Source organism: Pantoea sp. App145 (assembly GCF_047947045.1).
Lineage (GTDB): Bacteria > Pseudomonadota > Gammaproteobacteria > Enterobacterales > Enterobacteriaceae > Pantoea.
Genome location: NZ_CP133290.1, coordinates 568,698 through 594,248 on the forward strand (window position 1 = coordinate 568,698; position 25,551 = coordinate 594,248).

Sequence of the window (25,551 nt, forward strand, 5' to 3'; positions counted from 1 at the left end):
TAAGCTAAACCTTGTGGTTACTGAGGTTAAGAGTGTCATTATTAAGGAGGAGCTATGTCGACGTTACGCGAGCAGAGTCAGGAGACGCTGAAAGTTGGTAAGAATACCTGGCAATATTACAGCCTGCAAAAAGCATCCCACCAGTTAGGCAATATCGATCGTCTACCCAAATCTATGAAAGTTCTGCTGGAAAATCTGCTGCGCTGGCAGGATGAAGACTCAGTAACGGCAGAAGACATTCAGGCGCTGGTGGCATGGCAAAAAGATGCACATGCCGATCGTGAGATAGCTTATCGCCCGGCGCGGGTACTGATGCAGGACTTTACCGGCGTACCGGCAGTGGTCGATTTAGCGGCAATGCGTGAAGCAGTAAAACGTCTCGGCGGCGATGTTGCAAAGGTGAACCCGCTGTCGCCGGTCGATCTGGTGATTGACCACTCGGTCACGGTTGACCACTTTGGTGACGATGAGGCTTTTGAGGAAAACGTCCGGTTAGAGATGGAACGTAACCATGAGCGTTACGTTTTCCTGCGCTGGGGGCAAAAAGCCTTTAATCGGTTTCGCGTTGTGCCACCCGGCACCGGTATTTGCCATCAGGTGAATCTTGAGTATCTCGGTCAATCCATCTGGCATGAAAACGTGGACGGTACGGAGGTGGCCTACCCCGACACGCTGGTCGGCACCGATTCACACACCACTATGATTAATGCACTCGGTGTGCTGGGCTGGGGGGTAGGGGGTATCGAAGCAGAGGCGGCCATGCTCGGACAGCCAGTTTCAATGCTGATCCCGGATGTAGTGGGCTTTAAACTTACCGGGAAATTACGTCCTGGCATCACCGCAACTGACCTGGTCTTAACCGTCACGCAGATGCTGCGTAAGCATGGCGTGGTAGGTAAATTCGTCGAATTTTATGGTGATGGATTGGCGGATCTGCCGCTGGCTGACCGCGCCACCATAGCGAATATGTCACCGGAATACGGTGCAACCTGTGGTTTCTTCCCGATTGATGATGTCACCCTGAGTTATATGACGTTGACTGGCCGCGATAGTGTGCAGGTGCAATTGGTGGAGGCCTACGCTAAAGCGCAGGGTATGTGGCGTAACCCCGGTGATGAGCCCGTATTTACCAGCACCCTGGCGCTGGATATGAATGATGTTGAATCCAGCCTCGCCGGTCCAAAACGTCCACAGGACCGTGTTTCGCTGGGTGATGTCCCTGCGGCTTTCGCCGCCAGTAATGAACTGGAACTCAACCAGGCACAGAAACCGCATAAAAGCGTCAGTTATCGCGACAGCGAAACCGGTGACAGCTATCAACTGGATGATGGGGCGGTGGTGATCTCGGCGATTACCTCCTGCACCAATACCTCAAATCCCAGCGTACTGATGGCGGCGGGATTACTGGCGAAAAAAGCCGTGGAAAAAGGGCTAATGCGCAAACCCTGGGTGAAGGCATCGCTGGCACCAGGTTCTAAAGTGGTTTCTGATTATCTGGCTGTCGCGCAACTGACTCCTTACCTCGACGAACTGGGATTCAATCTGGTCGGCTACGGTTGTACTACCTGTATCGGTAACTCGGGACCGCTACCGGATAGTATCGAGAGCGCGATCAAAGAGGGCGATTTGACCGTCGGCGCAGTGCTTTCCGGTAACCGTAACTTCGAGGGCCGCATCCATCCCCTGGTAAAAACCAACTGGCTGGCTTCGCCACCGTTGGTGGTGGCTTATGCTCTCGCGGGTAATATGAAGGTTAATTTGCAGAGCGAGCCGATCGGCCAGGATCAACGCGGCCATGATGTTTATCTGAAAGAAATCTGGCCGTCACCGGAAGAAATTGCCGAGGCAGTACAAAAGGTGACCAGTGATATGTTCCATAAAGAGTATGCCGAAGTATTTGATGGCACACCGGAATGGCAACAAATCAAAGTGAGTGAAGCAGCCACCTATGACTGGGATGAAGGTTCAACTTATATTCGGTTGTCACCGTTTTTTGACGATATGGAAAAAACACCAAAACCGGTGCAGGACATCACCGGTGCGCGCATTCTGGCGATGCTCGGTGATTCAGTCACCACCGACCACATTTCACCGGCTGGCAGTATCAAGGCAGAAAGTCCGGCGGGGCGTTATTTGCTGGCGCATGGTGTGGAGCGTAACGACTTCAACTCCTATGGATCGCGTCGTGGTAACCACGAAGTGATGATGCGCGGCACCTTTGCCAATATTCGTATTCGTAATGAGATGGTCCCTGGCGTGGAAGGAGGCTATACCAGACATTTCCCCAGCAATGAGCAACTGGCGATTTACGATGCTGCCATGAAGTATCAGCAGGAGGGGATACCGCTGGCGGTGATTGCGGGCAAAGAGTACGGCTCCGGCTCAAGTCGCGACTGGGCAGCCAAAGGCCCGCGCTTACAAGGCGTGCGCGTGGTGATTGCCGAGTCGTTTGAGCGTATCCATCGTTCAAACCTGATTGGTATGGGGATTCTGCCGCTGGAGTTTCCTCAGGGGGTCACGCGTAAAACGCTGCAACTGACCGGTGAGGAGCATATTGATGTGGCAAACCTGGCACAGCTCAAACCGGGGTGTACCGTCAACGTGACCCTGACTCGCGCCGATGGCAGCCGCGAGACGCTGGAGACGCGCTGTCGAATTGATACGGGGAATGAACTGACCTATTACCAGAACGATGGCATTCTGCACTACGTGATTCGTAACATGCTGAACTAAAGAAAAGCCGGGAGTATCCCGGCTTTTTTATTACGACTTCGGCAACAGATGCCCCATCTTTTCCGCTTTGGTATCGAGGTAATGGGCATTCTTTGGATTGCGGCCAACGATTAACGGTACGCGCTCAACAATATTAATGCCAGCTTCGCTGAGGATTTCCACTTTGCGCGGGTTATTGGTCAGCAAGCGCACTTCATTGACACCCAGCAGTTTGAACATATCAGCGCATAACGTGAAATCACGTTCATCTGCGGCAAAGCCCAACTGATGATTGGCTTCTACGGTGTCAAAGCCTTTATCCTGCAGTGCATAGGCACGAATCTTGTTTAACAGGCCGATATTGCGACCTTCCTGACGATGATAAAGCAGCACGCCGCGGCCTTCTTCAGCAATCGCCGTCAGCGCTGCTTCAAGCTGGAACCCGCAATCACAGCGCAGGCTGAATAAAGCGTCACCGGTCAGACATTCAGAATGAACGCGCGCCAGCACCGCAGTGTGATCGCTAACATCACCATAAACCAGCGCGACGTGGTCGTGACCGGTTGCCAGTTCTTCAAAACCAACCATCAGGAAATCTCCCCATGGCGTGGGCAGTTTGGCTTCTGCTACCCGTTTAAGCTGCATGTGACTCTCCAGAACCTTCATAGGATGCGCTATCATCATGATAACGCATGGGCCTGTGTGGCCCCAAAACTGACAATATTGTGCCACAACCTGACATCAGGCAGTTAATCAGTCAGAGTTATTGTAGTGATAAAGCACAATTATCTAAGCCGCAATGGTTATGTTATTCTTTTTTCAGCTAAAGTTATGCATGGCACAGTGTTTTACGCGGTTGTAAGGGAAAGTGGATGTTAAAGATTGTACAACGCACGACGATCGGGGCGTTTTTATTGCTGATAATGCCGTTGAGCGTCTGGCTTTCTGGCTGGCAGTGGCAGCCTGGATCTCATGGAGCACTGTTGAAATTCCTGTTCTGGATGACGGAAACCGTTACCAGCCCATGGGGAACGCTTACCAGCCTGCTTCTCAGTGCCTGGGTATTATGGTGCCTGCGCTTCCGTCTCAGGCCCGCGATTTTGCTGCTCATCATCATGAATGGCGCTATTCTCACCGGGCAGTACACCAAATCCTTTATTAAAGATCAGGTCCAGGAGCCTCGCCCCTACGTAATGTGGCTGGCAAAAAGCCATGGTCTCGATGAACACCAGTTTTACGAGCTAAAACGTAAGCAGCGCAGCCAGGTGGTAGAACAACTGTTGGCGAATGATGCGACGCTGCCTGGCTGGTTAAAAAAACACTGGGCATTTGAAACGGGTTTTGCTTTTCCTTCTGGTCATACCCTGTTTGCCGCCAGCTGGGCGTTACTGGTCATCGGTTTGCTGTGGCCGCGACGTCACACCCTGACCATCGTAGTGGTGTTTGTCTGGGCGAGTCTGGTGATGGGCAGCCGCCTGATGCTGGGGATGCACTGGCCGCGTGATTTGGTAATGGCAACGCTGATTTCCTGGTTGCTGGTGATGATAGCAACATGGCTGGCACAGCGGTTTTGTGGTCCCCTTAGTGTCCCGCCGCCGGAGGCAAAAGAGATTGCACAGCGGGACGACGGATTGTAATTTTCCTATCCAGCCCCATATTATTGATTGCACTTGCGTAAATCAGGCCGTTTGATGTGGTGATTAGCAGCATCGGCGTCGCTTTTTTGGCATACTTCTACTGGATAACCTCAGACAGGATGCATTGTGAAATATTTGCTGATTTTTCTCGTGGTATTGGTCATTTTTATCGTCTCCGTTACGCTCGGGGCGCATAACGACCAAATCATCACTTTTAACTATCTGCTGGCGCAGGGCCAATTTCGTATTTCAACATTGCTGGCTGGTCTGTTTGGTGCCGGATTTCTGCTGGGATGGGCAATTTGTGGGCTGTTCTGGTTACGGTTACGGGTATCGCTGGCACACGCGCAGCGCAAACTGAAACGTATACAGGCGCAAAATGAACAATCGACCGCGGTGACAACCTCACCTTCCGCCAGTCGTCGGGATTAAGCTTCGATGCTTGAATTGTTGTTTTTGCTTCTTCCTGTCGCTGCAGCGTATGGCTGGTATATGGGCCGACGCAGTGCACAACAGGATAAGCAACAGGAAGCCAACCGCCTGTCACGTGAATACGTTGCGGGGGTTAACTTTCTGCTATCTAACCAACAGGACAAGGCTGTTGACCTCTTTCTCGACATGTTGAAAGAGGACAGTGGTACGGTTGAAGCCCACCTTACACTGGGTAACCTGTTTCGTTCCCGCGGTGAAGTTGACCGTGCCATCCGCATTCACCAGTCATTAATGGAAAGTGCCTCACTCAGCTATGAACAGCGTTTGCTGGCGATACAACAGTTGGGCCGCGATTATATGGCGGCTGGCCTGTATGACCGTGCAGAAGATATGTTTAGCCAGTTGGTCGATGAGACCGATTTCCGCATCGGCGCGTTGCAACAGTTGCTGTTAATCCATCAGGCAACCAGTGACTGGCAGCAGGCGATTGAGGTGGCGGAAAAGTTGGTCAAGTTGGGCAAGGATAAGCAGAAAGGTGAAATTGCACACTTTTATTGTGAACTGGCGCTGCAGGCGCTCAGCAGTGATGATCTCGATCGTGCGATGTCGCTGCTGAAAAAAGGCGAGGCAGCCGATCGTCAGAGTGCGCGTGTCTCCATTATGACCGGACGCATCCTGATGGAGCAGGGTGAATACGCGAAAGCGGTGGAACGTCTGCAACGTGTGCTGGAGCAGGATAAAGAGCTGGTCAGCGAAACCCTGCCGATGCTGGAAACCTGCTATCAACGGATGGAAGAGCCGGACCAATGGGCGCAATTCCTGCAACGTTGTGTGGAGGAGAACACCGGGGCGGCAGCAGAACTGTATCTCGCCGATATCCTTGAGCAGCAGCAAGGCCCGGAAGCGGCACAGCTCTATATCAACCGCCAGCTGCAACGTCATCCGACCATGCGTGTGTTCCATCGCCTGATGGATTTTCACCTGCATGAAGCGGAAGATGGCCGTGCAAAAGAAAGCCTGATGGTACTGCGAGATATGGTTGGCGAGCAAATTCGCACCAAACCGCGCTATCGTTGCCAGAAATGTGGCTTCACCGCACATGCGCTGTACTGGCATTGTCCTTCATGCCGCACCTGGTCATCGGTGAAACCTATTCGCGGACTTGACGGCCAGTAATGGTCGTCAGTTTAAAAAAAAAACACCATTATAGTTACAACATACTATAGGATAAGAAAACTCAATAACCCCAGGCCTTGTGCAGCCTGCGTTCAATCAGCCGGTTAATCGTAGCACTGAGATTGTCGTCACCAGGACACGCAGGTAGAATGCTTGCCGTTTGTCTAACGCGCCTGCGGGTGCCTGTAACTGAGGAAACGTTATGCCTGTTACTACTTCACCTATCCTGGTGGCACTCGACTATCATAATCTCGACAGCGCACTGCAATTTGTCGATCGGATCGATCCCAGCCAATGCCGTCTGAAAGTCGGCAAAGAGATGTTCACGCTATTTGGCCCCTCGCTGGTCAAAACATTACAGGCGCGTGGTTTCGAGATTTTCCTCGACCTGAAATTTCACGATATCCCTAACACCACGGCACATGCGGTTGCGGCAGCAGCAGACCTGGGGGTGTGGATGGTGAACGTGCATGCCAGTGGCGGGGCGCGCATGATGAATGCGGCGCGTGAGGCGCTGGTATCATATGGTAATGATGCTCCGTTATTGATTGCCGTCACGGTACTGACCAGCATGGATGCAGAGGATCTCAAAGGGCTGGGCATTACTCTGTCACCGGCAGCCCAGGCAGAACGTCTGGCGCGCCTGACGCACGATTGCGGGCTGGATGGTGTGGTGTGCTCCGCACATGAAGCGGCACATTTTAAACAGGTTATTGGCAAGGATTTCGCGCTGGTCACGCCCGGTATTCGTCCGGCTGGCAGTGATGCGGGCGATCAGCGCCGCATTATGACACCGCAGCAGGCGCAGCAGGCAGGGGTTGATTATATGGTGATTGGGCGTCCGATCACCCAATCAGCCGAGCCTGCGGCAACATTGCAGCAAATTCTGCGCAGTTTACAGGAGGGCTAATGGCTCAGGACAATCCGCTGGTTTACTCCACCGAAAGTGGGCGTATTGCGCCCATCGAAGAAAAAGTACCACGTCCTAAGGGTGATGGCGTGGTGCGCATCCAGCGTCAGACCAGTGGCCGCAAAGGTAAGGGCGTGTGTCTGATCACCGGTGTCGATTTGGATGATGATGCGTTAGCGAAACTGGCTGCCGAACTGAAGAAAAAGTGTGGCTGTGGTGGCGCAGTGAAAGATGGCGTGATTGAAATCCAGGGCGACAAGCGTGACCTGCTGAAATCGTTGCTGGAAGCCAAAGGGATGAAGGTTAAACTCGCTGGCGGCTAAATAAAGAAGGGCCACTCAATGAGTGGCCCTGTACTGTAGATGCGCTGCGTAGCCTTATATTATGTAAGGTCCTTTAGTGGACCTGATGGCCGATAATGCCACCCACTGCGGCACCACCAATGGTACCCAATGCACTGCCGTTAGTCAGAACCGAACCGCCAATCGCGCCAGCACCCGCACCAATGGCGGTATTACGATCGCGTTTGGACCAGTTTGAACAACCGCTCAGGGCGATAACTAAAGTGGTCGCCAGCACGGCCGCGGTCAGACGTTTCATTGTTGTTGTCATAAACTTCTCCTTGATTGTACATACAGAGGCAACTCTTTAAGTATAGGCGTTGCTCCCTGAAACTGTTTCACACCGTTATGTCATCACGGTCCTCATCCTTAAGCCTGCAATCCGCAGCCCGAATGCGAAAACAGCGTGTTAACCCTGCCGTGTGGGAGCAAAAAACGCTCCACGGTTGGCTGGAGACAAGTCTAATCATTACGGAATTTTTCCGAAGATAGAAAACTCCTAATTCACGCCACATTTTTACGCCCTCAGCCACTTTCCGCTGCTTTTACAGCCATTCCCTCCATAACGTTTTTGCCGCAGGCTTTGCACAATTTCTCCATCACATCTTGCGGGAGAAAAAACATGCTGGAAGCGTTGAAACAACAGGTACTGGAAGCCAATCTGGATTTACCACGCTATAACCTGGTGACCTTTACCTGGGGTAATGTCAGTGCTATCGACCGTGCCAGCGGCTTATTGGTGATCAAACCTTCCGGGGTGAAATACGCCAACATGCAGCGCGATGACATGGTGGTGGTGGAACTGGAAAGCGGCAAGGTGGTGGAGGGGAAAATGCGGCCATCCTCAGACACCGCAACGCATCGTGCGCTGTATCTTGCCTGGCCGGAGATTGGTGGCATCGTACACACCCATTCGCGTCATGCCACCATCTGGGCCCAGTCCGGGCTGGATATCACGGCGTGGGGAACCACTCATGCCGACGATTTCTACGGTACCATTCCCTGCACCCGCGCGATGGAGCGTGAAGAGATTGAGCAGGAATATGAGTGGAATACCGGGCAGGTGATTATCGAGACGTTCGCCAAACGCGAAATTGCCCCGACGGCCATTCCTGCGGCATTAGTCAATTCTCATGGTCCCTTTGCCTGGGGTAAAGATGCGGATGCCGCGGTTCACAGCGCCGTGGTTTTGGAGGAAGTCGCCTATATGGCGTTGCATACGGAACAGTTACGTCAGGATCTGCCCTCTATATCACAAACGCTGCTTGACCTGCACTACCTAAGAAAGCATGGGAAAAATGCCTGGTATGGGCAGAAGTAATAAACACCGCCAGGGCACCAGAAGGTGCCTTTTTTATTGCCAAAAGCTAACTGGTATGGCGAGCATGATCAAAAAATAAAATGATAAACCAATAAAAATAAAACAACGTTTCATAAATACATTGGCGATCACTTTTTTGCCAGCTTTGAGCCGTTATCTTGCCTGCCATGCCTGTTGGCAAATTTTAACGCACCTCCCTCTGGCGAAGTCAAGGTGACACTAATATGCATATCAAACGTGCAATCGATAAAATCCCTGGCGGTATGATGTTGATCCCGTTGTTCTTTGGCGCACTGTGCCACACCTTTTCGCCCGGCGCGGGCAAATACTTCGGTTCGTTCACCAATGGACTCATGAGCGGTACTGTACCCATCCTTGCGGTATGGTTCTTCTGCATGGGCGCATCCATTAAACTCAGCGCGACCGGCACCGTTTTACGCAAATCCGGTACGCTGGTGCTAACCAAAATCGCGGTGGCCTGGGTGGTGGCAGCCATAGCCTCACGCGTGATGCCGGAAAACGGGGTGGAAGTTGGCATGTTTGCTGGCCTTTCCACCCTGGCGTTAGTGGCAGCGATGGATATGACCAACGGCGGTTTATATGCCTCGATCATGCAGCAATATGGCTCCAAAGAAGAAGCGGGTGCGTTTGTGCTGATGTCACTGGAATCAGGACCACTGATGACCATGGTGATTCTGGGAACAGCGGGCATCGCCTCGTTTGAACCTCATGTGTTTGTCGGCGCGGTGCTGCCATTCCTCGTTGGTTTTGCCCTCGGCAACCTCGACCCGGAGTTGCGGGATTTCTTCGGCAAAGCGGTGCATACCCTGATTCCGTTTTTCGCCTTTGCGCTCGGCAATACCATTGATTTAGCGGTTATTGCGCAAACCGGTTTACTCGGTGTGTTGCTGGGCGTCGCGGTGATCATCATCACCGGCATTCCGTTAATCCTTGCCGATCGTCTGATTGGCGGTGGCGACGGTACCGCAGGCATTGCTGCTTCCAGCACCGCGGGTGCCGCGGTGGCAACGCCGGTCTTGATTGCCGAAATGTTGCCACAGTTTAAACCGGTTGCTCCTGCGGCTACCGCACTGGTGGCGACATCGGTCATTGTTACTTCAGTATTGGTCCCCATCATTACGGCGCTTTATTCACGGCGCGTTAAGCGTTTTCATGTTGCGGCAGGGCAACGCGCGGCCATCAAGTAATCCTGCTAATCTTTCCCCGACCCCTGTGTCGGGGAAATCTCTGGAATTTGCTATATAAATCAATCTCTCATTTGGTCTGGCCTCACTCTGGATTACGCTGATATTGCGTTCAACGCATCATATAAACAGAGGATGAGACTATGACAGTGATTAACCAACCTACATGCAGATTGTTCACCGAAGTCGGACAAACCACGCAGCTGGCTGCCTATTATGAGGAAGGGCGGCACACCATGTGGATGATGCTGCGGGCGCAACCGCGTCCCAGCTTCAACCACGAATTAATCGAGGAGATCATGAACCTGAGCTACGCTGCGCAGCGTTCCGGTCTGCCGATCGATTTTTGGGTGACGGGATCGCTGGTACCACAAATGTTTAACGCCGGGGGCGATTTGCGGTTCTTTGTCGAGTGCATTCGTAACAACCGGCGGGAAGCACTGCGTGCTTATGCCCGTGCCTGTGTGGACTGCATCCATTCAGCTGCGAAGGGTTTCGACACCGGAGCGGTAACGCTGGCCATGATTGAGGGCAGTGCACTTGGCGGTGGTTTTGAAGCCGCCCTGGCGCACCACTTCATTCTGGCGCAGAACAGCGCACGTCTTGGATTCCCGGAAATTGCCTTCAATCTGTTCCCGGGCATGGGCGGCTATTCGTTAGTTGCACGGCGGGCTGGCATGAAGCTGGCTGAAGAATTAATTTGTGAAGGGGAGTCACACAGCGCGGAATGGTATGAAACCCGCGGTCTGGTGGATAAAGTGTTCCAGCCTGGCGATAGCTATCGCGCCACGCGCACCTTCATCGATACCCTGCGTCCGAAATTGAATGGCGTACGGGCAATGCTGAAAGCGCGTCAGCGTGTATTGCAACTCTCCAGGGCGGAGCTAATGGATATTACGGAGGATTGGGTTGATTATGCTTTCACGCTGGAACCAAAAGACATTGCATATATGGAACGTCTGGTGCAACTGCAGAACCGTCATAGCGCATCCCTGCGCAAAGCCGGATAATCTCGCAGACCAGCGTTAAACGCGGGCAGGATGCTTAAGCCAATGCCCGAGCTGGTCTGCGGGCATTGGTTTCGCATAATAATAACCCTGACGCCCATCGACGCCGTTAGCCATAACAAATTTTTCTTCGGCTTTGGTTTCAATACCTTCGGCAATCACCTGCAAATCAAGGGCTTTAGCCACCGCCATAATGGCACGCACCAGTGACTGCGCCACCGGTTGCTTATTGATATTACGAATAAAACTCTGATCCAGCTTGATTGCGTCAATCGGTACGCGCGCCAGCTGAGACAATGAGGAATAACCGGTGCCGAAATCGTCGAGATGGACCTGCGCCCCCAACTCCTGAAACTGCTTCATCAGCTTCAGTGCATCGGCTTCGTTCTCGATCAGACAACTTTCGGTTAGTTCGATATCAATCGGACAATCCGTCAGGCCGCTTTCTGCCAGCGCCTGTTTCAGGTCGCTATAAATGCTCTGATCAATCAATTGCTTCGCCGAAACATTCACGGCTATCCGTAACCAGATACCTTCCTCACGCCAGGCGATGACTTGTTGCAGCACGTTGAGCATCACCCAGCGGCCAAGCGGCACAATCAGGCCGGATTCTTCCGCGTAAGCGATAAAATCCCCTGGTGGCACCAGACCGCGTTCCGGGGAATTCCAGCGCACCAGCGCTTCTGCGGTGCGCACCTCGCCATCGCGATCGATTTTCGGTTGGTAATAGACCACCAGATGATCCTGCTCCAGCGCTTTGCGCAGATTGGTGTCGAGCCACAGGTATTCAAACACGCGTTGATTCATCTCACTGGCAAAGACGCAAAACTTACCGCGACCATTTTCTTTCGCGTGATACATCGCGGTGTCTGCATTGCGAATCAGGCTTTCACGATCCTCGCCATGCAGCGGGGCGAGGGCGATGCCGATTGAGCAGCCGCTGTACACCTCTATCAGGCCGATGCGGAATGGCTGACGCAGCCGTTCCAGAATGCGTGAGGCCATGGCTTCCAGTGCGGCCTGGCTGGTGTTTTCTGCCAGCACCACAAACTCGTCACCACCCAGCCGTGCCAGAGTCTGATCTTTTCCGAGACAACTGAGGATGGCCAGCGATACGGCCTGGAGTAACTGGTCGCCAAACATATGGCCGTAGGCGTCATTCACCTTCTTGAAATTATCCAAATCGAGGTAAACCACGCCGGTTTGCGTGCCTTTCGCCATCTCCAGAGCCAGACTAATTTGCTGATGGATGGCGTTGCGATTGGGTAAACCGGTGACGGTATCGGTATTGGCAAGTACGCGCAGACGCTCCTGGGCGCGGCGCTCCTCGGTTATATCCGTTCCTGAACAGATGAGAAATATTTCATTTTTGCCGCTGCCACTGTGGACGAACTTATTACGAAACAGAAACAGTCGTTGACCTTTTTTGGTCTTCACCCAGCGTTCAACTTCGTAAGAACTGCCATCACGAAAGAATCCGGCGATGTTGCGACGTGAGGCCTGGGCCTCCTGTTTGGTCATAAACAGCTGGAATACGTTACGGCCAATCACTTCGTGTTCTTTAAGGCCAGTGTATTCTTCACTTAACCGATTGAAACGTTGAATATTTCCTCGCTGATCAAGGATGACAATTACCGAATTGGCTTCAGAAACTACTTGTTCCGCAAAGGAAAGTCCGAGGGTCAAATCGCGTGCGACAGATGAGGTATCGCCCCATGCAGAAGCGGTACCGGCCCAGGTGGCCTGATTCACTTTGCGGCCGACAAAATGCATTGGCACAGGCGTGCCGTGCAGCGATAACGTCAGGTTAATGCTGGAAGTTATAACGGTCATTGCGCGCAGCAAACTCGCCTGCGCAGGGGTAAGAGGAACGGCCAGATTGGTGTGGGCATGTTCTTCTTCAGCAAAGTGCAATGCATCGCTGTCCGCTGTCAGACGCCAATGAGGGCTGGTGGTGCCAAACAAGGTGTATAGCAACGTTTGCCCTTGTTCATCGGTCATGGAAACTTCCTCCGGGGAATGCTCTGCAGGCGGTATCTCATTATTTTAGCAACAGTATTCATCCTCTTGCGTAAGCACAAGATGCAATCCGCATATATTTTTGTTTAGAGAAATGAATGGCACGAAAAAGCCCCAAAAATTTGGGGCTATGCAGCATTAACAAGGGCATTTGCCCAGTTTTCCTGGCTCACTGGGAAAGCGGGCATTGAGACAGTAGCGATAAAAATCACGCTCATTCATCGGCGTCTGGTCAGGATGATGCAGACGCATATGCTGCAGATAATTTTGATAATCATGGACACCGACCATTAAGCGGAAGCTTTGCTGTAGACCTCGCCACAATCGTTGCCAGCGCGTGCGTGGCGCATCCCTCGCCACACTTGCCAGTGGCAGGCACTGGCGGATTTGCCAGGTTCCTGCCGGTTTTCGTGGGTGATGAATAGCATCAGACATTACGCACCTCCTTACGCAGTGACACCACCGACTCATGCACGGTCGGCACTTCACTGCGTAATGCACGACGAATGACGAAGAACGCGGCGATCAGCATGGTGACCGCCACCAGCATAAAGAAGCCGCACAGCAAGGCGTTTATCTGGTTACTGAAGACAATGGTTTGCATATCCGCCACGGTTTTGGCCGGTGCGATAATCACGCCTTCGTCGAGGCCTTTACGGAATTTGCTGGCCTGAGCGAGGAAACCAATTGAGGGTTTTTCGTGAAAAATCTTCTGCCAGCCCGCGGTCATCGAGGTAATAAACAGCCAGACGGTAGGCAAAATGGTCACCCAGGCGTAACGCTGCTTCTTCATTTTGAACAGCACCACTGTGCCGAGGATCAGCGCCATCGAGGCCAGCATCTGGTTACCGATGCCGAACAGTGGCCACAGGGTATTGATGCCCCCGAGTGGGTCCACCACGCCCTGATAGACGAAGAATCCCCAGCCTGCGACTGCCACGGTCGTCCCGGCCATATTGCCCAGCCATGAACGGTTGTTCGCCAGTGATGGGACTACCGTGCCCACCAGATCCTGCACCATAAAACGACAGGCGCGCGTACCGGCATCCACGGCAGTCAGGATAAACAGCGCTTCAAACAGGATAGCGAAGTGATACCAGAACGCCATCATCGCGCGGCTGTTAAACACCTCGGTGATGATGTGTGCCATGCCCACCGCAAAGGTCGGCGCGCCACCAGCACGCGACAAAATGGTTTGTTCACCCACTTCACCGGCGATGGAGGTCAGCATTTCCGGCGTCACCACAAAGCCCCAGCCATTAATCACCTGTGCAGCATTTTCGACCGTGGTGCCGATCAGCGCGGCTGGTGCGTTCATGGCGAAGTAGACGCCCGGATCAAGCACTGAGGCGCAAATCAGCGCCATGATGGCGACAAAAGACTCCATCAACATCGCACCGTAGCCGATAAAGCGGATATGGCTCTCACGCTCTACCAGTTTCGGCGTGGTGCCGCTGGCCACCAGTGCATGGAAGCCGGAAATCGCACCACAGGCAATGGTGATAAACAGGAACGGGAACATCGCACCGGAGAACACCGGGCCGGTGCCATCGATAAATTTAGTGACGGCGGGCATTTTCAGTTCAGGCATGGCAAACAAAATGCCCACCGCAAGACCAAGAATAACGCCAATTTTCAGGAAGGTAGAGAGGTAATCACGCGGGGCCAGCAGCAGCCACACCGGCAGTGACGAGGCGACAAAACCGTAAATTACCAGCACCCAGGTCAGTTCGGTGCCTTTCAGGGTAAAGAATGGTCCCCAGAAGGGATGTTGCGCAATATCGCCGCCAAAAATGATCGCCGCCATCATCAGCACAAAGCCGATAATTGAGATTTCAGCGATTTTTCCCGGACGCAGAAAACGCATATACACGCCCATAAACAAGGCGATCGGGATAGTGGCCGCAATGGTGAATAATCCCCACGGGCTGTTTGCCAGCGCTTTGACCACCACCAGCGCGAGGGCTGAGAGAATAATGATCATTACGCCGAACGCGCCGAGCATGGTAATCACCCCGGCAAAAGCACCCAGCTCCTGCCGCGCCATTTCGCCCAACGAGCGGCCATCACGACGGGTGGAGATAAACAACACCAGGAAATCCTGAACCGCACCGGCCAGCATCACGCCGACCAGGATCCAGATAGTGCCAGGCAGAAAACCCATTTGAGCGGCGAGGATTGGGCCGACCAGCGGACCGGCACCGGCGATGGCGGCAAAGTGATGGCCGAACAGCACCCACTTATTGGTCGGCACATAATCCAGACCATCATTGAAACGTTCCGCCGGGGTCCGGCGACGATCATCCAGCTCGAAAATGCGGCGGGCAATAAACAGGCTATAGAAGCGATAAGCAATGCTGTAACAGGCCACGGCAGCAATCACCAGCCAGACCGCGTTAACGTGTTCGCCACGACTAAGCGCCAGCATGGCAAACGATGCGGCACCAATTAACGCCACCGCTAACCAGATCAATCCGGTTCTGACGTTGTTCATGAGTTAACTCCTTGTAGGGACCGGGAAAAATAAACGATCGAATACAACAAGTTAAAAATAATGTAATGGAATGTAAGCGACAGTGATTAGATGAAGAAGTGTGAAGCGGAATACAAATTTAACAATTGTTTAAACAGGTGGGGAAAAATGCGGGATAACGACTGTTATCCCGCACAATTTCATGCTCAGGCGGCGGGGCGAGCCACCACGCTGCGTGTTTCCATACGCACTTCGGCGATGGTCACGTCGATCACGTCAGTTACACGGTAAGCGACTTCACCTTTGATCTGTACGGTGCCGTTTTCCTGCGAACACACCAGCTCATCACGCACGGCGTGGATAAACGGAGCAGGGATAAAGGCAACCGCGCCATTTTCCAGCAGACGTACGCGCATACCGCCACGGGAAACGTCGATGATCTCGGCGCTGAACTTGCGATCGCCACCGGCAAACGGTGCGAGGAAGCGTGCGTACAGCCAGTCACCCACATCGCGCTCGGCCATGCGGTTCAGGCGACGACGTTCACCCATGGTCACGGTCAGCTCATCCTGCGGACGCGCGATCGATTCACCACGAATAATGGCTTTCAGCAGGCGATGGTTGATCATATCGCCAGATTTACGAATCGGTGAGGTCCAGGTTGCGTACGCTTCAAGACCGAGGCCAAAGTGCGGGCCTGGCTCGGTGCTGATCTCGGCAAAGGCCTGGAAACGGCGGATACGGCTGTCGAGGTACTGTGTCGGCTGGGCATCCAGCTCACGACGCAGCTGACGGAAACCGTCCAGCGTGGTGATGGCCTGTGGATCCACGGTGATACCGTGGCCGGCCAGCACGCCAGCTGCCTGTTCCGCGTTAGCGAGGTCAAAACCGGTGTGCACGTTGTAGATACCGAAGCCCAGTTTCTGTTGCAGCACTTTGGCAGCACAGACGTTAGCCAGGATCATCGCTTCTTCGACGATACGGTTAGCGATGCGGCGTGGCTCGGCAATGATATCCAGCACTTCACCTTTTTCGCCCAGCACGAAGCGGTAATCCGGACGATCTTTGAACACCAGCGCGTGCGTCTGACGCCAGTCGCTGCGCGCCAGGCACAGGCGATGCAGCAGGCGTATCTGCTGGGCGATAGCGTCGCTGGATGGCTGCCAGCTACCGCTGTTTTCCAGCCAGTCAGAAACCTCGTCATACACCAGCTTGGCTTTGGATTCGATCCATGCGGCGAAGAAGTGAACGTCATCAGCCAGGCTGCCGTCTTTCAGTACGGTGACGCGGCAGGCCAACGCCGGACGACGCACGTTCGGACGCAGTGAGCACACATCGTCAGACAGCTCGCGCGGCAGCATCGGGATGTTGAAGCCCGGCAGATAGTTGGTAAAGGCGCGTTTCGCGGCCAGTTTATCCAGCGCGCTGCCTTCAGGGACATAAGCGGTAGGATCGGCAATGGCGATGGTCAGCAGCAGGTTGCCTTCGGCAGTCTCTTCTGCGTACAGCGCATCGTCCATATCTTCGGTGCTGGCGCTATCGATGGTGACGAAATCCAGCGCAGTGAGATCTTCACGTTGCAGATGCTCGTCAATCATTTCACCAAAACCGACTTCCGGTGCTTCGCGCTCCAGATTGTGGCGCGACAGCGTCACCCACCACGGCGCCAGATGGTCGTCAGCGGTGGTGATAAATTCGGTCAGTTCAGCATAAAAACCACGGTCGCCTTTCAGCGGATGGCGACGCATTTCGGCCACAGCCCAGTCACCGGCCTGGAAGTCATGGCTGACATCACGGGCTGCGCGGCATTGGATGGCATCTTTCAGCAGCGGATGATCGGGCACGATGGACAGACGATCATCTTTTTTCTGTACGCGGCCGACAAAACGCGTCAGGAACGGCTCAACCAGGCTTTCCGGCTCGGCGCTCTCGCGATCTTTGTCGGTGTGAATCACAGCAACCACGCGGTCACCGTGCATCACTTTTTTCATCTGCGGCGGTGGAATGAAGTAGCTTTTCTGAGCATCAACCTCCAGAAAGCCAAATCCTTTTTCCGTACCTTTCACCACGCCTTCGGCGCGCGGGGTCTGCGCGTGGAGCTTCTCTTTCAGCTGCGCGAGCAGCGGGTTATCCTGGAACATAATTTTTTTAGTTTCGTGGCCTAAGAGCGGCTGACAGTTTTACGCGAATCATGCCCGCGCGGCAAGGCCAAAACAGGCTAAAAAGCCGCTTTACGCGGCTTTTTACCTTCTGATAACCCGGCGTCAGGCAATACGTTGGGTTGGTACAGCGGCTGTTAAGGCCAGCTTCACCGGCACTGACTTCGAAGTCGGGGTGCCGCTACCGTCACCGAAGCTGGAAAGGGGCACCAGCGGGTTGGTTTCCGGGTAGTAAGCGGCCAGATTGCCACGAGGAATATTATACGGCACCAGCTTGAAACCGCTCACCCGGCGGGTGATACCGTCGTTCCACAGGGTTTCGATATCCACCAGTTCGCCTTCACTGAAACCGAGCGCCTGTAAATCGTCCGGGTGAATAAACACCACTTCACGCTGGCCGTACACACCGCGATAACGGTCATCGAGGCCGTAAATGGTGGTGTTGTACTGGTCATGAGAACGCAGAGTTTGCAGCGTAAACGGCACCTCGACATCGCCCAGCTGTGGAAACAGCGAAGTGGGCAGGGCAGCATTGCTGAACTCTGCTTTCTGTGACGGGGTATTGAAACGCAGTTCTGCGGCGGCGTTACCGAGGTAGAACCCACCCGGGAGATCACATTTGGTGTTGAAATCGCTAAAGCCTGGGATGGTGGCGGCAATGTGATTACGGATCAGATTGTAATCATCGGCCAGCGCCAGCCAGTCAATTTTCTCTTTGCCGAGGGTGGCATAGGCGATACCGGCGACAATCGCAGTTTCTGAACGCTGGGTGTCCGCCAGCGGAATACCGACGCCTTCAGAGGCGTGCACCATGCTGAATGAATCTTCCACGGTGATGAACTGGTTACCCGTTGCCTGACGGTCACGCTCAGTACGACCGAGGGTCGGCAGAATCAAACCTTCGTGACCGGGTACCAGATGGCTACGGTTCAGTTTGGTGCTGATGTGCACGGTCAGACCGCAACGTTGCAGTGCCTCTTCGGTCAGCGGCGAGTCAGGTGCCGCTGCCGCCAGGTTGCCACCCAGCGCGATCAGCACTTTCACTTCGTCACGCAGCATGGCGTTGAGGGCTTCCACGGTGTTGTGACCGTGTTCGCGCGGGGGTTCAAAGTCAAAATGTTTGCCCAGTGCATCGAGGAAAGCCTTGCTGGGTTTTTCATCGATACCCATGGTGCGGTTGCCCTGCACGTTACTGTGACCACGCACCGGGCAAAGGCCTGCGCCTTTCTTGCCCAGCTGACCAAACAGCAGTTGCAGGTTGACGATTTCACGCACGGTATCGACAGAGTGTTTATGTTGGGTGATCCCCATCGCCCAGGTACAGATCACCCGGTCGGCGCTTTGATAGATGGCAGCTGCCTCACGAATCTGCGCTTCGCTCAGCCCGGACTGACGCACAATGTCATCCCAGCGGGTGTTATCCACTGCGGTCAGATAGGCTTCCACGCCCTGGGTGGCGGCGTTGATAAAGGTTTCGTCAAACAGACCTTTTTCACCGGCCGCGATCAGCGCGCGATGGGTTTCCAGCAGCGTTTTTACCATGCCACGGATGGCCGCCATATCACCGCCCAGATTAGGCTGATAATAGGCGGAACTGATGGTGCCCGCCATCGACGTCACCACTTCCAGCGGTTTTTGCGGATCGGCAAAACGCTCCAGACCACGCTCACGCAGGGTATTGAAAGTGACGATACGCGCGCCGTGATCGGCGGCGTGACGCAGGCTGTGCAGCATACGCGGGTGGTTGGTGCCGGGATTCTGACCGAAGACAAAAATCGCATCGGCATGGTCAAAATCGTCGAGACGGATGGTACCTTTGCCCACGCCAATGCTGCGTTTCAAACCGGAGCCACTGGCTTCATGGCACATATTGGAACAGTCAGGGAAATTGTTGGTGCCCATCACGCGGCCAAACAATTGATACAGCCAGGAGGCTTCGTTGCTGGCGCGACCAGAGGTATACAGCTCCATCTGGTCAGGGTGGTCCATCGCCTGTAAATGGCTGGCAATCAGCGCGAAGGCATCATCCCAGCTGATCGGCTCGTAATGGTCCGTATCGCGGTTGTAGCGCAGCGGGTGGGTCAGACGGCCCTGATATTCGAGGAAATAATCACTTTGCTGATACAGCGTGCTGACGCTGTGCTGGGCGAAGAACGCCGGTTCAACCACGCGGCGGGTGGCTTCCCAGGTCACCGCTTTGGCACCGTTCTCACAGAAACTAAAGGTGCTTTTGTTGTCATCGCCCCAGGCACAGCCCGGACAGTCAAAGCCGCGTGCTTTGTTCATACGCAGCAGGTTACGCATGTTTTTCAGTGCAGCTTTACTGTCAAAGACGAAACGGGTGGTCGCTTCCAAAGAGCCCCATCCACCGGCAGCAGCACGGTAGGGCTGAATCTTACGTTTAAATTTCATAGTAATTGCAGGCTTATTGTTTAGGAGTTGTTATCAGGATATGACGACTGTTGACGCAAAGTGTGCGACTGACAGCAAAAGTTGTCTAATTGATTGACTTAATGGTGCGATAGCTGGCGTTTATCGCGTAAATCGGACAGAAGCGTGAGCCAGTTCAAACTTTACTGGCCGCTCAGGGCGTGAGGGTACGTGCCACCCGGATAACTGGCTAATAATTGTACTTTCAATTATTGCAAGGGTCTGAACCATGAAGAATCTGGCCAGCCAAATTCACGCCTTCGGTAAAGCCTTAATGATGCCCATCTCGGTGATTGCCGCTGCCGGGATATTCCTCGGTCTGGCCGCGGCGATGCAAAACCCGGCGATCACCGGGGATGCCTTCACGCAGATGCAGGTGCCGCAATTAGTTATTGGTTTTATTCGTAAAGTCGCCGGGGCGTTGTTCGCTAATCTGCCGGTGTTCTTTGCTGTTGCCAGTGCGATAGGTCTGGCAAAAGCTGAGAAACCCACCGCTGCCTTTGCTGCTGTAATTGGTTATATCGTCATGAATGTGGGTATCAGCGCCACGCTGGCGGCGAAAGGACTGACGGCGGCCACCACCACCGCACAAGCCTTGCAGCAATCGGGGATGGACCAGACCACGGCGATGATGACCTCGGCGGAATATATCGAGATGCTGGGTATTTTTACCTACAACATGAGCGTACTCGGTGGGGTGATTGCCGGGCTGATCACGGTGACGTTGCATAATCGTTTTTATACCCAGCAGTTACCCACGGCTATCAGCTTCTTTGGTGGGCGGCGTTTTGTGCCGATTGTCACCGTGGTGCTGCTGCCGCTGGTGGGGATCGTGCTGGCGTTGATCTGGCCAACCATCGGTGCTGGCATCGCCTGGGTGGGGCAAATGATCGGTAAAAGCGGTCAATATGGTGCATTCCTGCTGGGGGCTTGCGAACGCCTGCTAATCCCTACTGGTTTACATCATATCCTCAATGAAACCGTGCGTTTCACACCGATTGGCGGCATGGCGACGGTGGATGGACAGACCATCGTTGGAGCCTTGAATATTTTCAACACCTCGCTGACCAATCCAGGGGCGATCCCGGATGACACGGTCCGTACCGCCACCCAATTCCTCGCGCAGGGCAAAATTCCGGTAATGATGTTTGGTCTGCCTGCTGCGGCGCTGGCGATCTACCACACCGCACGCCCGGAACATAAGCAACGTGTCAAAGCGCTAATGCTGGCGGGTGCGCTCACCTCCTTTACCACCGGTATCACCGAGCCACTGGAGTTCTGCTTTATCTTTGTGTCACCGGTGCTGTATTTCCTGCATGCGCTATTGATGGGCCTGTCGTTTATGCTGATGTCGATGCTGCATTTAATGATTGGCAACGTGCAGGGCGGTGCCATCGATCTGGTGGTGTTTGGCATTCTGGGGGGGAGCAAAACGCACTGGTGGTGGACTCTGGTGCTCGGTATCGTCTATGCGCCGATTTACTACTACGGTTTCCGCTTTGTCATCACGCGGATGGGGGTTGAAACCCCGGGACGCGAATCTGAGGATGAGCAGAAACCGGAGCAGGTGGCAGCGGATGAACGCACCAAAGTGATCATCAGTGGGCTGGGTGGGGAGGCCAATATAGAGGATGTCGATTGCTGTTTTACCCGCCTTCGGGTGCGCGTTAAGCAGATGAATGAAGTCGTCGATCAAACGCTGATGACCACCGGGGCGAATGGCGTGAATCGGGTCAGTGAGCACGATGTGCAGGTGATTTATGGCCCACAGGTGGAGAAGATTGCCAGTGAAGTGAAAAGTGCGCTGGGAGTGGCCTGACGGGAAAAAGAAGCGAAGCGCTTGAGAATATTCAGCGCTGGCAGGATGATAGCCGGGTTGATGGTCGTCAGGGAAATGCCATGCTGGTAAGCACTGAGAGTTCCAGAACCTATAATACCGACCGTAGTCTGGCCTGTACCCTTGCGGCAGTGGCCGGCGCACTGAACACGGCAGCGTTTGAAACCGTGGGTTTTTTCTCCGCCAATATGACCGGTAACGTCTCGCTGTTATCAGATCATCTGGCAAAAGTTGACCTGCATATCGGCCTGTTTTTTCTGCTGATTATCCTGCTATTTATTGCGGGATCCTCGGTCTCAACTCTGATTATCAACGCCGGACGGCGGCGTGAAATTCGTGGCATTTACGCCATCAATATCTTTATCGAAGGCATCGCGTTGCTGGTGTTGGGTGTGCTGGAGAGCTGGTTTCCTAACGGTGATTCCGGGGTGCAGCTGATCCTCAGCCTGAGTTTTCTCCTCGGGCTACAAAATGCGGTAGTGACGCGGATTTCCAACGCGCGCGTCAGAACCACCCATGTTTCCGGCACTTCGACCGATATCGGTATCGAGCTGGCGATGTTATTTGATGTGCTACGGCGCAAGGAATCGCCTAAAGATGCGCCGTTATATATTGAGCGGCTGAAGCTGCATCTGTATACGGTGCTGGCGTTCCTCGGCGGCGGGGTGGTGGGTATCGTGCTGCTGAAGGCCATCAGTTTTAAATTGTTATTAATGATCGGCCTGATGTTGACGATGATGTCTTTGACCGCCCTCAGACGCGCACGCCAGGTGTCGCTGTAACTTTGTGAAAATACATGGATATCAAACAGTTAATTTATCTCTGCAATCTGGAACGCGAACGTCACTTTGGCCGGGCAGCGGAGGCCAGCTTTGTCAGCCAGCCTACGCTATCGATGCGCCTGAAAAATCTTGAACGCGAGCTGGGTCTGTCGCTGATTAACCGCAGCAACAACTTTGATGGCTTTACCCCGGAAGGTGAACGGGTACTGGCCTGGGCGCGGGAAATTGTCTCGGTGTATCAGGGGCTTAAACTGGAAGTGGAATCGCTGAAACACGGCGTGAATGGCACCCTGCGTCTCGGGGTGATGCCGCAGTGCAGCGTGGCGCTACCGGCGCTGCTGAAGGCGGTTGAGGCACGCTATCCGCAGCTGGATTATCGCGTGTCGGCGATGAGCGCCGATCAGTTGCTGGATGCGCTGAACAGCCATACGGTAGATGGTGGTATCGGTTTTTTTGAACTCAATGCGCTGCGCGAATTGCATTTCCAGACGGCGCTATTGAAAGATCGCGGTGTCGAGGCGGTGTTCAATCCCGGGGTTTTCCCGGCGCTGCTGGAGCATCAGACGCTTGATCTGGCACTGCTTGCTACCCAGCCGCTGTGTCTCGCTGAACCGACACGTTATTTCCGCCGTTATCTCGATAGCCAGCTGCGCGCGGCTGGGCTCCAGCCGCGGGTGATTGTCGAGAGCGCATCCATTATGCAGTTGCTGCAAAGCGCGCAGGTGGGGTTAGGAGTGATGGTCTCGCCTTGTGGGCATCTGCTGCCGGAAATGCTGCAAAATCTGCAACGTCGACCGATTGAGATTGCGCCGATGGGACGCCAGGCGGCTCTGGTGATTGCTGAACCAGGCCGGGCAACGCCGCTGGCTCAGCATTTTTTCGATGAAGCGCGTGGGCATTTGCCCGATTAACGTGTCTCGCCCAGCGCCATCAGCAGGCGGTCCTGCCAGTTTGCCAGCGCCACCGCCTGTAGCAGGGTAAAGATCTTTTCTGTTCCCCAACCGGCATTGAGCAGCGGTTGCAGATGGGCAGCGCTGAAACGCTCAGGAAGCCGGGTAAGTTGTGCGCTCAACGCGGTGAGTGGCTCGTCGTCACCGGCAATCCCATTAACCAGCATGTCGCGCTTCTCTCTGGCATGGCGATCAAACTGGCGCTGGCAGCCGAGAATCCGTGCGCTCACCGCCTGTACCTGAGCCTCATCCGCGTCAAAATGCTCGCTTAAACGTTGATGCAATGTCGCCCAGCCGTACAAGGCCTGGGCATCATGTACCAGCAACCACACCGCGTCATCCAGCCCATCGATTCCCTGACAAAAGGTGATGGCCGCCAGTTGTTCCGCCGTGGCATAACGCAGCTCAACCGGTTTCAGCGCGTGCTGCCAGTGGGAGGGTTGCTGAAATAATGCGGCGTCGGCATCGGGTGGTGGTGATACGCCGGGAATCCAGCGAACGGGCAGGCCGATCATCGCCTGTAACCCGGCAACCACACGCGCCTGATAGCTGACAAAACCCACCAGTTGATTAAGGGTGACGATATCCGGTTCCGTCAGGCCGACGGCATCCAGCGCGCTGATACTGCTGCCAGCAATCAGCGCCGGTTGCATCGCCAGCTGGCGCGCGTACTGGGTGATCTGCGTTAGCCGGTTATTACTTTCTCTGGAGGAGTCCGGACCCGGCAGCGGGTTCAGTCGCGCAGCATAGTGATTGCATAAGCGTTGGACGCCTGCCACCTGTGCCACGGTCAGCGCGGTGCTGAGACGATCATACAGCGTCAGAGTATGCGTCAGGGTGGGGGTTAAGGTGTCGGGAAACAGAATCTGGCTGAGATCGCGCGCCGCCAGCAGGGCGGGTTGAAAACGAATAAACAACGGCTGTAAGGCGGTAGCTTCCTGCTGTAAACCGAGCAGAAAACGATCCTCAATATGGGCAGCTTCAGGGACCAGCGGTGCCGCAGCGCTATGTTGCGGACGGGTCTGACTTTCATAAAACCACTGGTCATGGCCTGGAGAACGGCGTTGTTCCATGGTCATTCCTTTTGCAAAAAACGGACTCGGTAGCGGTGGCCGCAATCCGAAAACGGGCGCGCACCGAAGGGCTAGCTTATCGTCGCCGAAGGGCTGTCCGGGGCAAAAGAATGATCGGTGATAATTAATAGCAAGAATGTATAAGGACGTAGCGGCGCGATTTATCGCGCATTTTTGATGCAGAGGATTGCGGACGACATAAATGAAAAGGGCGAGCCAGGCTCGCCCTCAGGAACTTATTTCAGTTCCAGCTCGTTCATCGCGGCAATGCTGAAGCCGCCATCAACGTGTACCACTTCGCCCGTGATACCACCCGCCAGGTCAGAACACAGGAAGGCCGCAGAGTTACCTACGTCTTCAATGGTTACAGTACGGCGAATCGGGGTAACGGCTTCGCAATGTGCCAGCATCTTACGGAAATCTTTGATGCCAGAGGCCGCCAGCGTACGGATCGGACCCGCAGACACGGCGTTAACACGCACACCTTCCGGACCCATCGCGTTCGCCATGTAGCGCACGTTGGCTTCCAGAGACGCTTTAGCCAGGCCCATCACGTTGTAGTTCGGGATGGCGCGCTCAGCACCCAGGTAAGACAGGGTCAGCAGCGCTGAATTCGGGTTCAGCATCGCACGGCACTCTTTCGCCATAGCAACAAAGCTGTAGGCGCTGATGTCGTGAGCGATTTTGAAGCCTTCACGGGTAACGGCGTTTACATAGTCGCCATCCAGCTGGTCGCCCGGGGCGAAACCGATGGAGTGAACGAAACCGTCAAATTTTGGCCAGGTTTTTGCCAGCTCGGTGAACAGCGCAGTGATGCTCTCGTCTTCTGCCACATCGCACGGCAGAACAATGTCTGAACCCAGGTCTTTAGCAAACTCTTCCACACGACCTTTCAGTTTGTCGTTTTGGTAGGTGAAAGCCAGCTCTGCGCCCTGTTTGTGCATCGCCTGCGCAATACCGTAGGCAATGGAAAGTTTACTGGCAACGCCAGTAATCAGAATGCGCTTACCGGAAAGAAAACCCATAGCTGTAATCCTTATGGTCATTGTTGTTGGCGGCCGCAATGGTTAAAAAGTGCGCGACCGAC

At 54.3% G+C, this 25,551-nt stretch carries 21 protein-coding genes; 12 read left to right on the forward strand and 9 right to left on the reverse strand.

The features are described from left to right. Positions 1–54 precede the first annotated feature (54 nt). Positions 55–2,733: an aconitate hydratase AcnA gene (gene acnA, locus RCF31_RS02570; RefSeq protein ID WP_416412396.1), complete on the forward strand. Its 2,679-nt coding sequence runs from the start codon at positions 55–57 to the stop codon at positions 2,731–2,733. Between the two features lie 30 nt (positions 2,734–2,763). Here the strand turns inward: acnA and ribA are convergent, their stop codons facing one another. Next, a complete protein-coding gene (ribA, locus tag RCF31_RS02575; protein ID WP_299453512.1) occupies positions 2,764–3,357 on the reverse strand; it encodes a GTP cyclohydrolase II in 594 nt (197 codons plus the stop codon). Between the two features lie 227 nt (positions 3,358–3,584). On the opposite strand from ribA, the gene pgpB reads away from it, so the two are divergent. The 5 genes from pgpB (at position 3,585) to yciH (ending at position 7,190) form a co-directional block, all read left to right on the forward strand. Beyond that, positions 3,585–4,349, forward strand: coding sequence for a phosphatidylglycerophosphatase B (gene pgpB / locus RCF31_RS02580; protein ID WP_416412397.1), 765 nt, complete (start codon positions 3,585–3,587; stop codon positions 4,347–4,349). Between the two features lie 126 nt (positions 4,350–4,475). Continuing rightward, entirely contained in the window at positions 4,476–4,781 is a 306-nt protein-coding gene (locus RCF31_RS02585; protein ID WP_416412398.1) for a LapA family protein, read from the forward strand. Positions 4,782–4,787: 6 nt separating this feature from the next. Next, the gene (gene lapB, locus RCF31_RS02590; protein WP_416412399.1) at positions 4,788–5,957 is read left to right on the forward strand and encodes a lipopolysaccharide assembly protein LapB; all 1,170 of its coding nucleotides are present in this window, start codon (positions 4,788–4,790) and stop codon (positions 5,955–5,957) included. 202 nt (positions 5,958–6,159) lie between these two features. Then, positions 6,160–6,867 carry an orotidine-5'-phosphate decarboxylase gene (gene pyrF, locus RCF31_RS02595; protein WP_416412400.1) on the forward strand — a complete coding sequence of 236 codons (708 nt, stop codon included), beginning with the start codon at positions 6,160–6,162 and terminating at the stop codon, positions 6,865–6,867. After that, positions 6,867–7,190, forward strand: coding sequence for a stress response translation initiation inhibitor YciH (gene yciH, locus RCF31_RS02600; protein WP_416412401.1), 324 nt, complete (start codon positions 6,867–6,869; stop codon positions 7,188–7,190). The genes pyrF and yciH overlap by 1 nt, the downstream gene beginning before the upstream one ends. A 73-nt stretch (positions 7,191–7,263) precedes the next feature. Here yciH and osmB read toward each other — a convergent pair whose 3' ends face one another. Then, positions 7,264–7,479: an osmotically-inducible lipoprotein OsmB gene (gene osmB, locus RCF31_RS02605; RefSeq protein WP_084875083.1), complete on the reverse strand. Its 216-nt coding sequence runs from the start codon at positions 7,477–7,479 to the stop codon at positions 7,264–7,266. A gap of 351 nt (positions 7,480–7,830) precedes the next feature. Here osmB and araD point away from each other — a divergent pair, with 351 nt between their 5' ends. The 3 genes from araD to RCF31_RS02620 all read left to right on the forward strand — a co-directional run bounded on the left by araD (position 7,831) and on the right by RCF31_RS02620 (position 10,744). Then, positions 7,831–8,529, forward strand: coding sequence for an L-ribulose-5-phosphate 4-epimerase (gene araD / locus RCF31_RS02610; protein ID WP_416412402.1), 699 nt, complete (start codon positions 7,831–7,833; stop codon positions 8,527–8,529). 224 nt (positions 8,530–8,753) lie between these two features. Next, on the forward strand, positions 8,754–9,737 hold the full coding sequence (gene kdgT, locus RCF31_RS02615) for a 2-keto-3-deoxygluconate transporter (protein ID WP_299453527.1): 984 nt from the start codon (positions 8,754–8,756) through the stop codon (positions 9,735–9,737). Between the two features lie 140 nt (positions 9,738–9,877). Beyond that, a complete protein-coding gene (locus RCF31_RS02620) occupies positions 9,878–10,744 on the forward strand; it encodes a crotonase/enoyl-CoA hydratase family protein (protein WP_208715207.1) in 867 nt (288 codons plus the stop codon). A gap of 15 nt (positions 10,745–10,759) precedes the next feature. Here RCF31_RS02620 and pdeR read toward each other — a convergent pair whose 3' ends face one another. From pdeR to RCF31_RS02645, 5 genes are all read right to left on the reverse strand, one after another. Then, positions 10,760–12,742 carry a cyclic di-GMP phosphodiesterase gene (pdeR, locus tag RCF31_RS02625; RefSeq protein WP_416412403.1) on the reverse strand — a complete coding sequence of 661 codons (1,983 nt, stop codon included), beginning with the start codon at positions 12,740–12,742 and terminating at the stop codon, positions 10,760–10,762. A 156-nt stretch (positions 12,743–12,898) separates the two neighbouring features. Beyond that, on the reverse strand, positions 12,899–13,195 hold the full coding sequence (locus RCF31_RS02630) for a YbdD/YjiX family protein (RefSeq protein ID WP_299453534.1): 297 nt from the start codon (positions 13,193–13,195) through the stop codon (positions 12,899–12,901). Further along, the gene (locus RCF31_RS02635) at positions 13,188–15,254 is read right to left on the reverse strand and encodes a carbon starvation CstA family protein (RefSeq protein ID WP_416412404.1); all 2,067 of its coding nucleotides are present in this window, start codon (positions 15,252–15,254) and stop codon (positions 13,188–13,190) included. Before RCF31_RS02635 ends, RCF31_RS02630 begins: the two co-directional genes overlap by 8 nt. A 185-nt stretch (positions 15,255–15,439) precedes the next feature. Further along, positions 15,440–17,374: an exoribonuclease II gene (locus tag RCF31_RS02640; RefSeq protein WP_416412405.1), complete on the reverse strand. Its 1,935-nt coding sequence runs from the start codon at positions 17,372–17,374 to the stop codon at positions 15,440–15,442. A gap of 123 nt (positions 17,375–17,497) precedes the next feature. Beyond that, positions 17,498–19,804 carry an FdhF/YdeP family oxidoreductase gene (locus RCF31_RS02645; RefSeq protein ID WP_299453540.1) on the reverse strand — a complete coding sequence of 769 codons (2,307 nt, stop codon included), beginning with the start codon at positions 19,802–19,804 and terminating at the stop codon, positions 17,498–17,500. Between the two features lie 247 nt (positions 19,805–20,051). Here RCF31_RS02645 and RCF31_RS02650 point away from each other — a divergent pair, with 247 nt between their 5' ends. The 3 genes from RCF31_RS02650 to RCF31_RS02660 all read left to right on the forward strand — a co-directional run bounded on the left by RCF31_RS02650 (position 20,052) and on the right by RCF31_RS02660 (position 23,352). Next, positions 20,052–21,641 (forward strand): PTS transporter subunit EIIC, encoded by a 1,590-nt coding sequence (locus tag RCF31_RS02650; protein WP_416412406.1) that lies wholly within the window; start codon positions 20,052–20,054, stop codon positions 21,639–21,641. 80 nt (positions 21,642–21,721) lie between these two features. Further along, the gene (locus RCF31_RS02655) at positions 21,722–22,441 is read left to right on the forward strand and encodes a YoaK family protein (protein WP_208715195.1); all 720 of its coding nucleotides are present in this window, start codon (positions 21,722–21,724) and stop codon (positions 22,439–22,441) included. 14 nt (positions 22,442–22,455) lie between these two features. Next, on the forward strand, positions 22,456–23,352 hold the full coding sequence (locus RCF31_RS02660; RefSeq protein ID WP_299453547.1) for a LysR family transcriptional regulator: 897 nt from the start codon (positions 22,456–22,458) through the stop codon (positions 23,350–23,352). Here the strand turns inward: RCF31_RS02660 and RCF31_RS02665 are convergent. Together RCF31_RS02665 and fabI are read right to left on the reverse strand one after the other, a co-directional pair. Beyond that, positions 23,349–24,464: a CMD domain-containing protein gene (locus RCF31_RS02665; RefSeq protein WP_416412407.1), complete on the reverse strand. Its 1,116-nt coding sequence runs from the start codon at positions 24,462–24,464 to the stop codon at positions 23,349–23,351. The genes RCF31_RS02660 and RCF31_RS02665 overlap by 4 nt on opposite strands. A 236-nt stretch (positions 24,465–24,700) precedes the next feature. Further along, positions 24,701–25,489: an enoyl-ACP reductase FabI gene (gene fabI, locus RCF31_RS02670; RefSeq protein WP_013509224.1), complete on the reverse strand. Its 789-nt coding sequence runs from the start codon at positions 25,487–25,489 to the stop codon at positions 24,701–24,703. Positions 25,490–25,551: the final 62 nt, after the last annotated feature.

Coding starts and splice junctions, on each gene's coding strand:
- yciH (WP_416412401.1), top strand. CDS start 6,867: ATGGCTCAGGACAATCCGCTGGTTTACTCCACCGAAAGTGGGCGTATT.
- RCF31_RS02655 (WP_208715195.1), top strand. CDS start 21,722: ATGCTGGTAAGCACTGAGAGTTCCAGAACCTATAATACCGACCGTAGT.
- RCF31_RS02645 (WP_299453540.1), bottom strand. CDS start 19,804: ATGAAATTTAAACGTAAGATTCAGCCCTACCGTGCTGCTGCCGGTGGA.
- RCF31_RS02635 (WP_416412404.1), bottom strand. CDS start 15,254: ATGAACAACGTCAGAACCGGATTGATCTGGTTAGCGGTGGCGTTAATT.
- acnA (WP_416412396.1), top strand. CDS start 55: ATGTCGACGTTACGCGAGCAGAGTCAGGAGACGCTGAAAGTTGGTAAG.
- osmB (WP_084875083.1), bottom strand. CDS start 7,479: ATGACAACAACAATGAAACGTCTGACCGCGGCCGTGCTGGCGACCACT.
- RCF31_RS02630 (WP_299453534.1), bottom strand. CDS start 13,195: ATGTCTGATGCTATTCATCACCCACGAAAACCGGCAGGAACCTGGCAA.
- pdeR (WP_416412403.1), bottom strand. CDS start 12,742: ATGACCGATGAACAAGGGCAAACGTTGCTATACACCTTGTTTGGCACC.
- pyrF (WP_416412400.1), top strand. CDS start 6,160: ATGCCTGTTACTACTTCACCTATCCTGGTGGCACTCGACTATCATAAT.
- RCF31_RS02665 (WP_416412407.1), bottom strand. CDS start 24,464: ATGGAACAACGCCGTTCTCCAGGCCATGACCAGTGGTTTTATGAAAGT.
- kdgT (WP_299453527.1), top strand. CDS start 8,754: ATGCATATCAAACGTGCAATCGATAAAATCCCTGGCGGTATGATGTTG.
- ribA (WP_299453512.1), bottom strand. CDS start 3,357: ATGCAGCTTAAACGGGTAGCAGAAGCCAAACTGCCCACGCCATGGGGA.
- RCF31_RS02620 (WP_208715207.1), top strand. CDS start 9,878: ATGACAGTGATTAACCAACCTACATGCAGATTGTTCACCGAAGTCGGA.
- RCF31_RS02650 (WP_416412406.1), top strand. CDS start 20,052: ATGAAGAATCTGGCCAGCCAAATTCACGCCTTCGGTAAAGCCTTAATG.
- fabI (WP_013509224.1), bottom strand. CDS start 25,489: ATGGGTTTTCTTTCCGGTAAGCGCATTCTGATTACTGGCGTTGCCAGT.
- araD (WP_416412402.1), top strand. CDS start 7,831: ATGCTGGAAGCGTTGAAACAACAGGTACTGGAAGCCAATCTGGATTTA.
- RCF31_RS02640 (WP_416412405.1), bottom strand. CDS start 17,374: ATGTTCCAGGATAACCCGCTGCTCGCGCAGCTGAAAGAGAAGCTCCAC.
- pgpB (WP_416412397.1), top strand. CDS start 3,585: ATGTTAAAGATTGTACAACGCACGACGATCGGGGCGTTTTTATTGCTG.
- lapB (WP_416412399.1), top strand. CDS start 4,788: ATGCTTGAATTGTTGTTTTTGCTTCTTCCTGTCGCTGCAGCGTATGGC.
- RCF31_RS02660 (WP_299453547.1), top strand. CDS start 22,456: ATGGATATCAAACAGTTAATTTATCTCTGCAATCTGGAACGCGAACGT.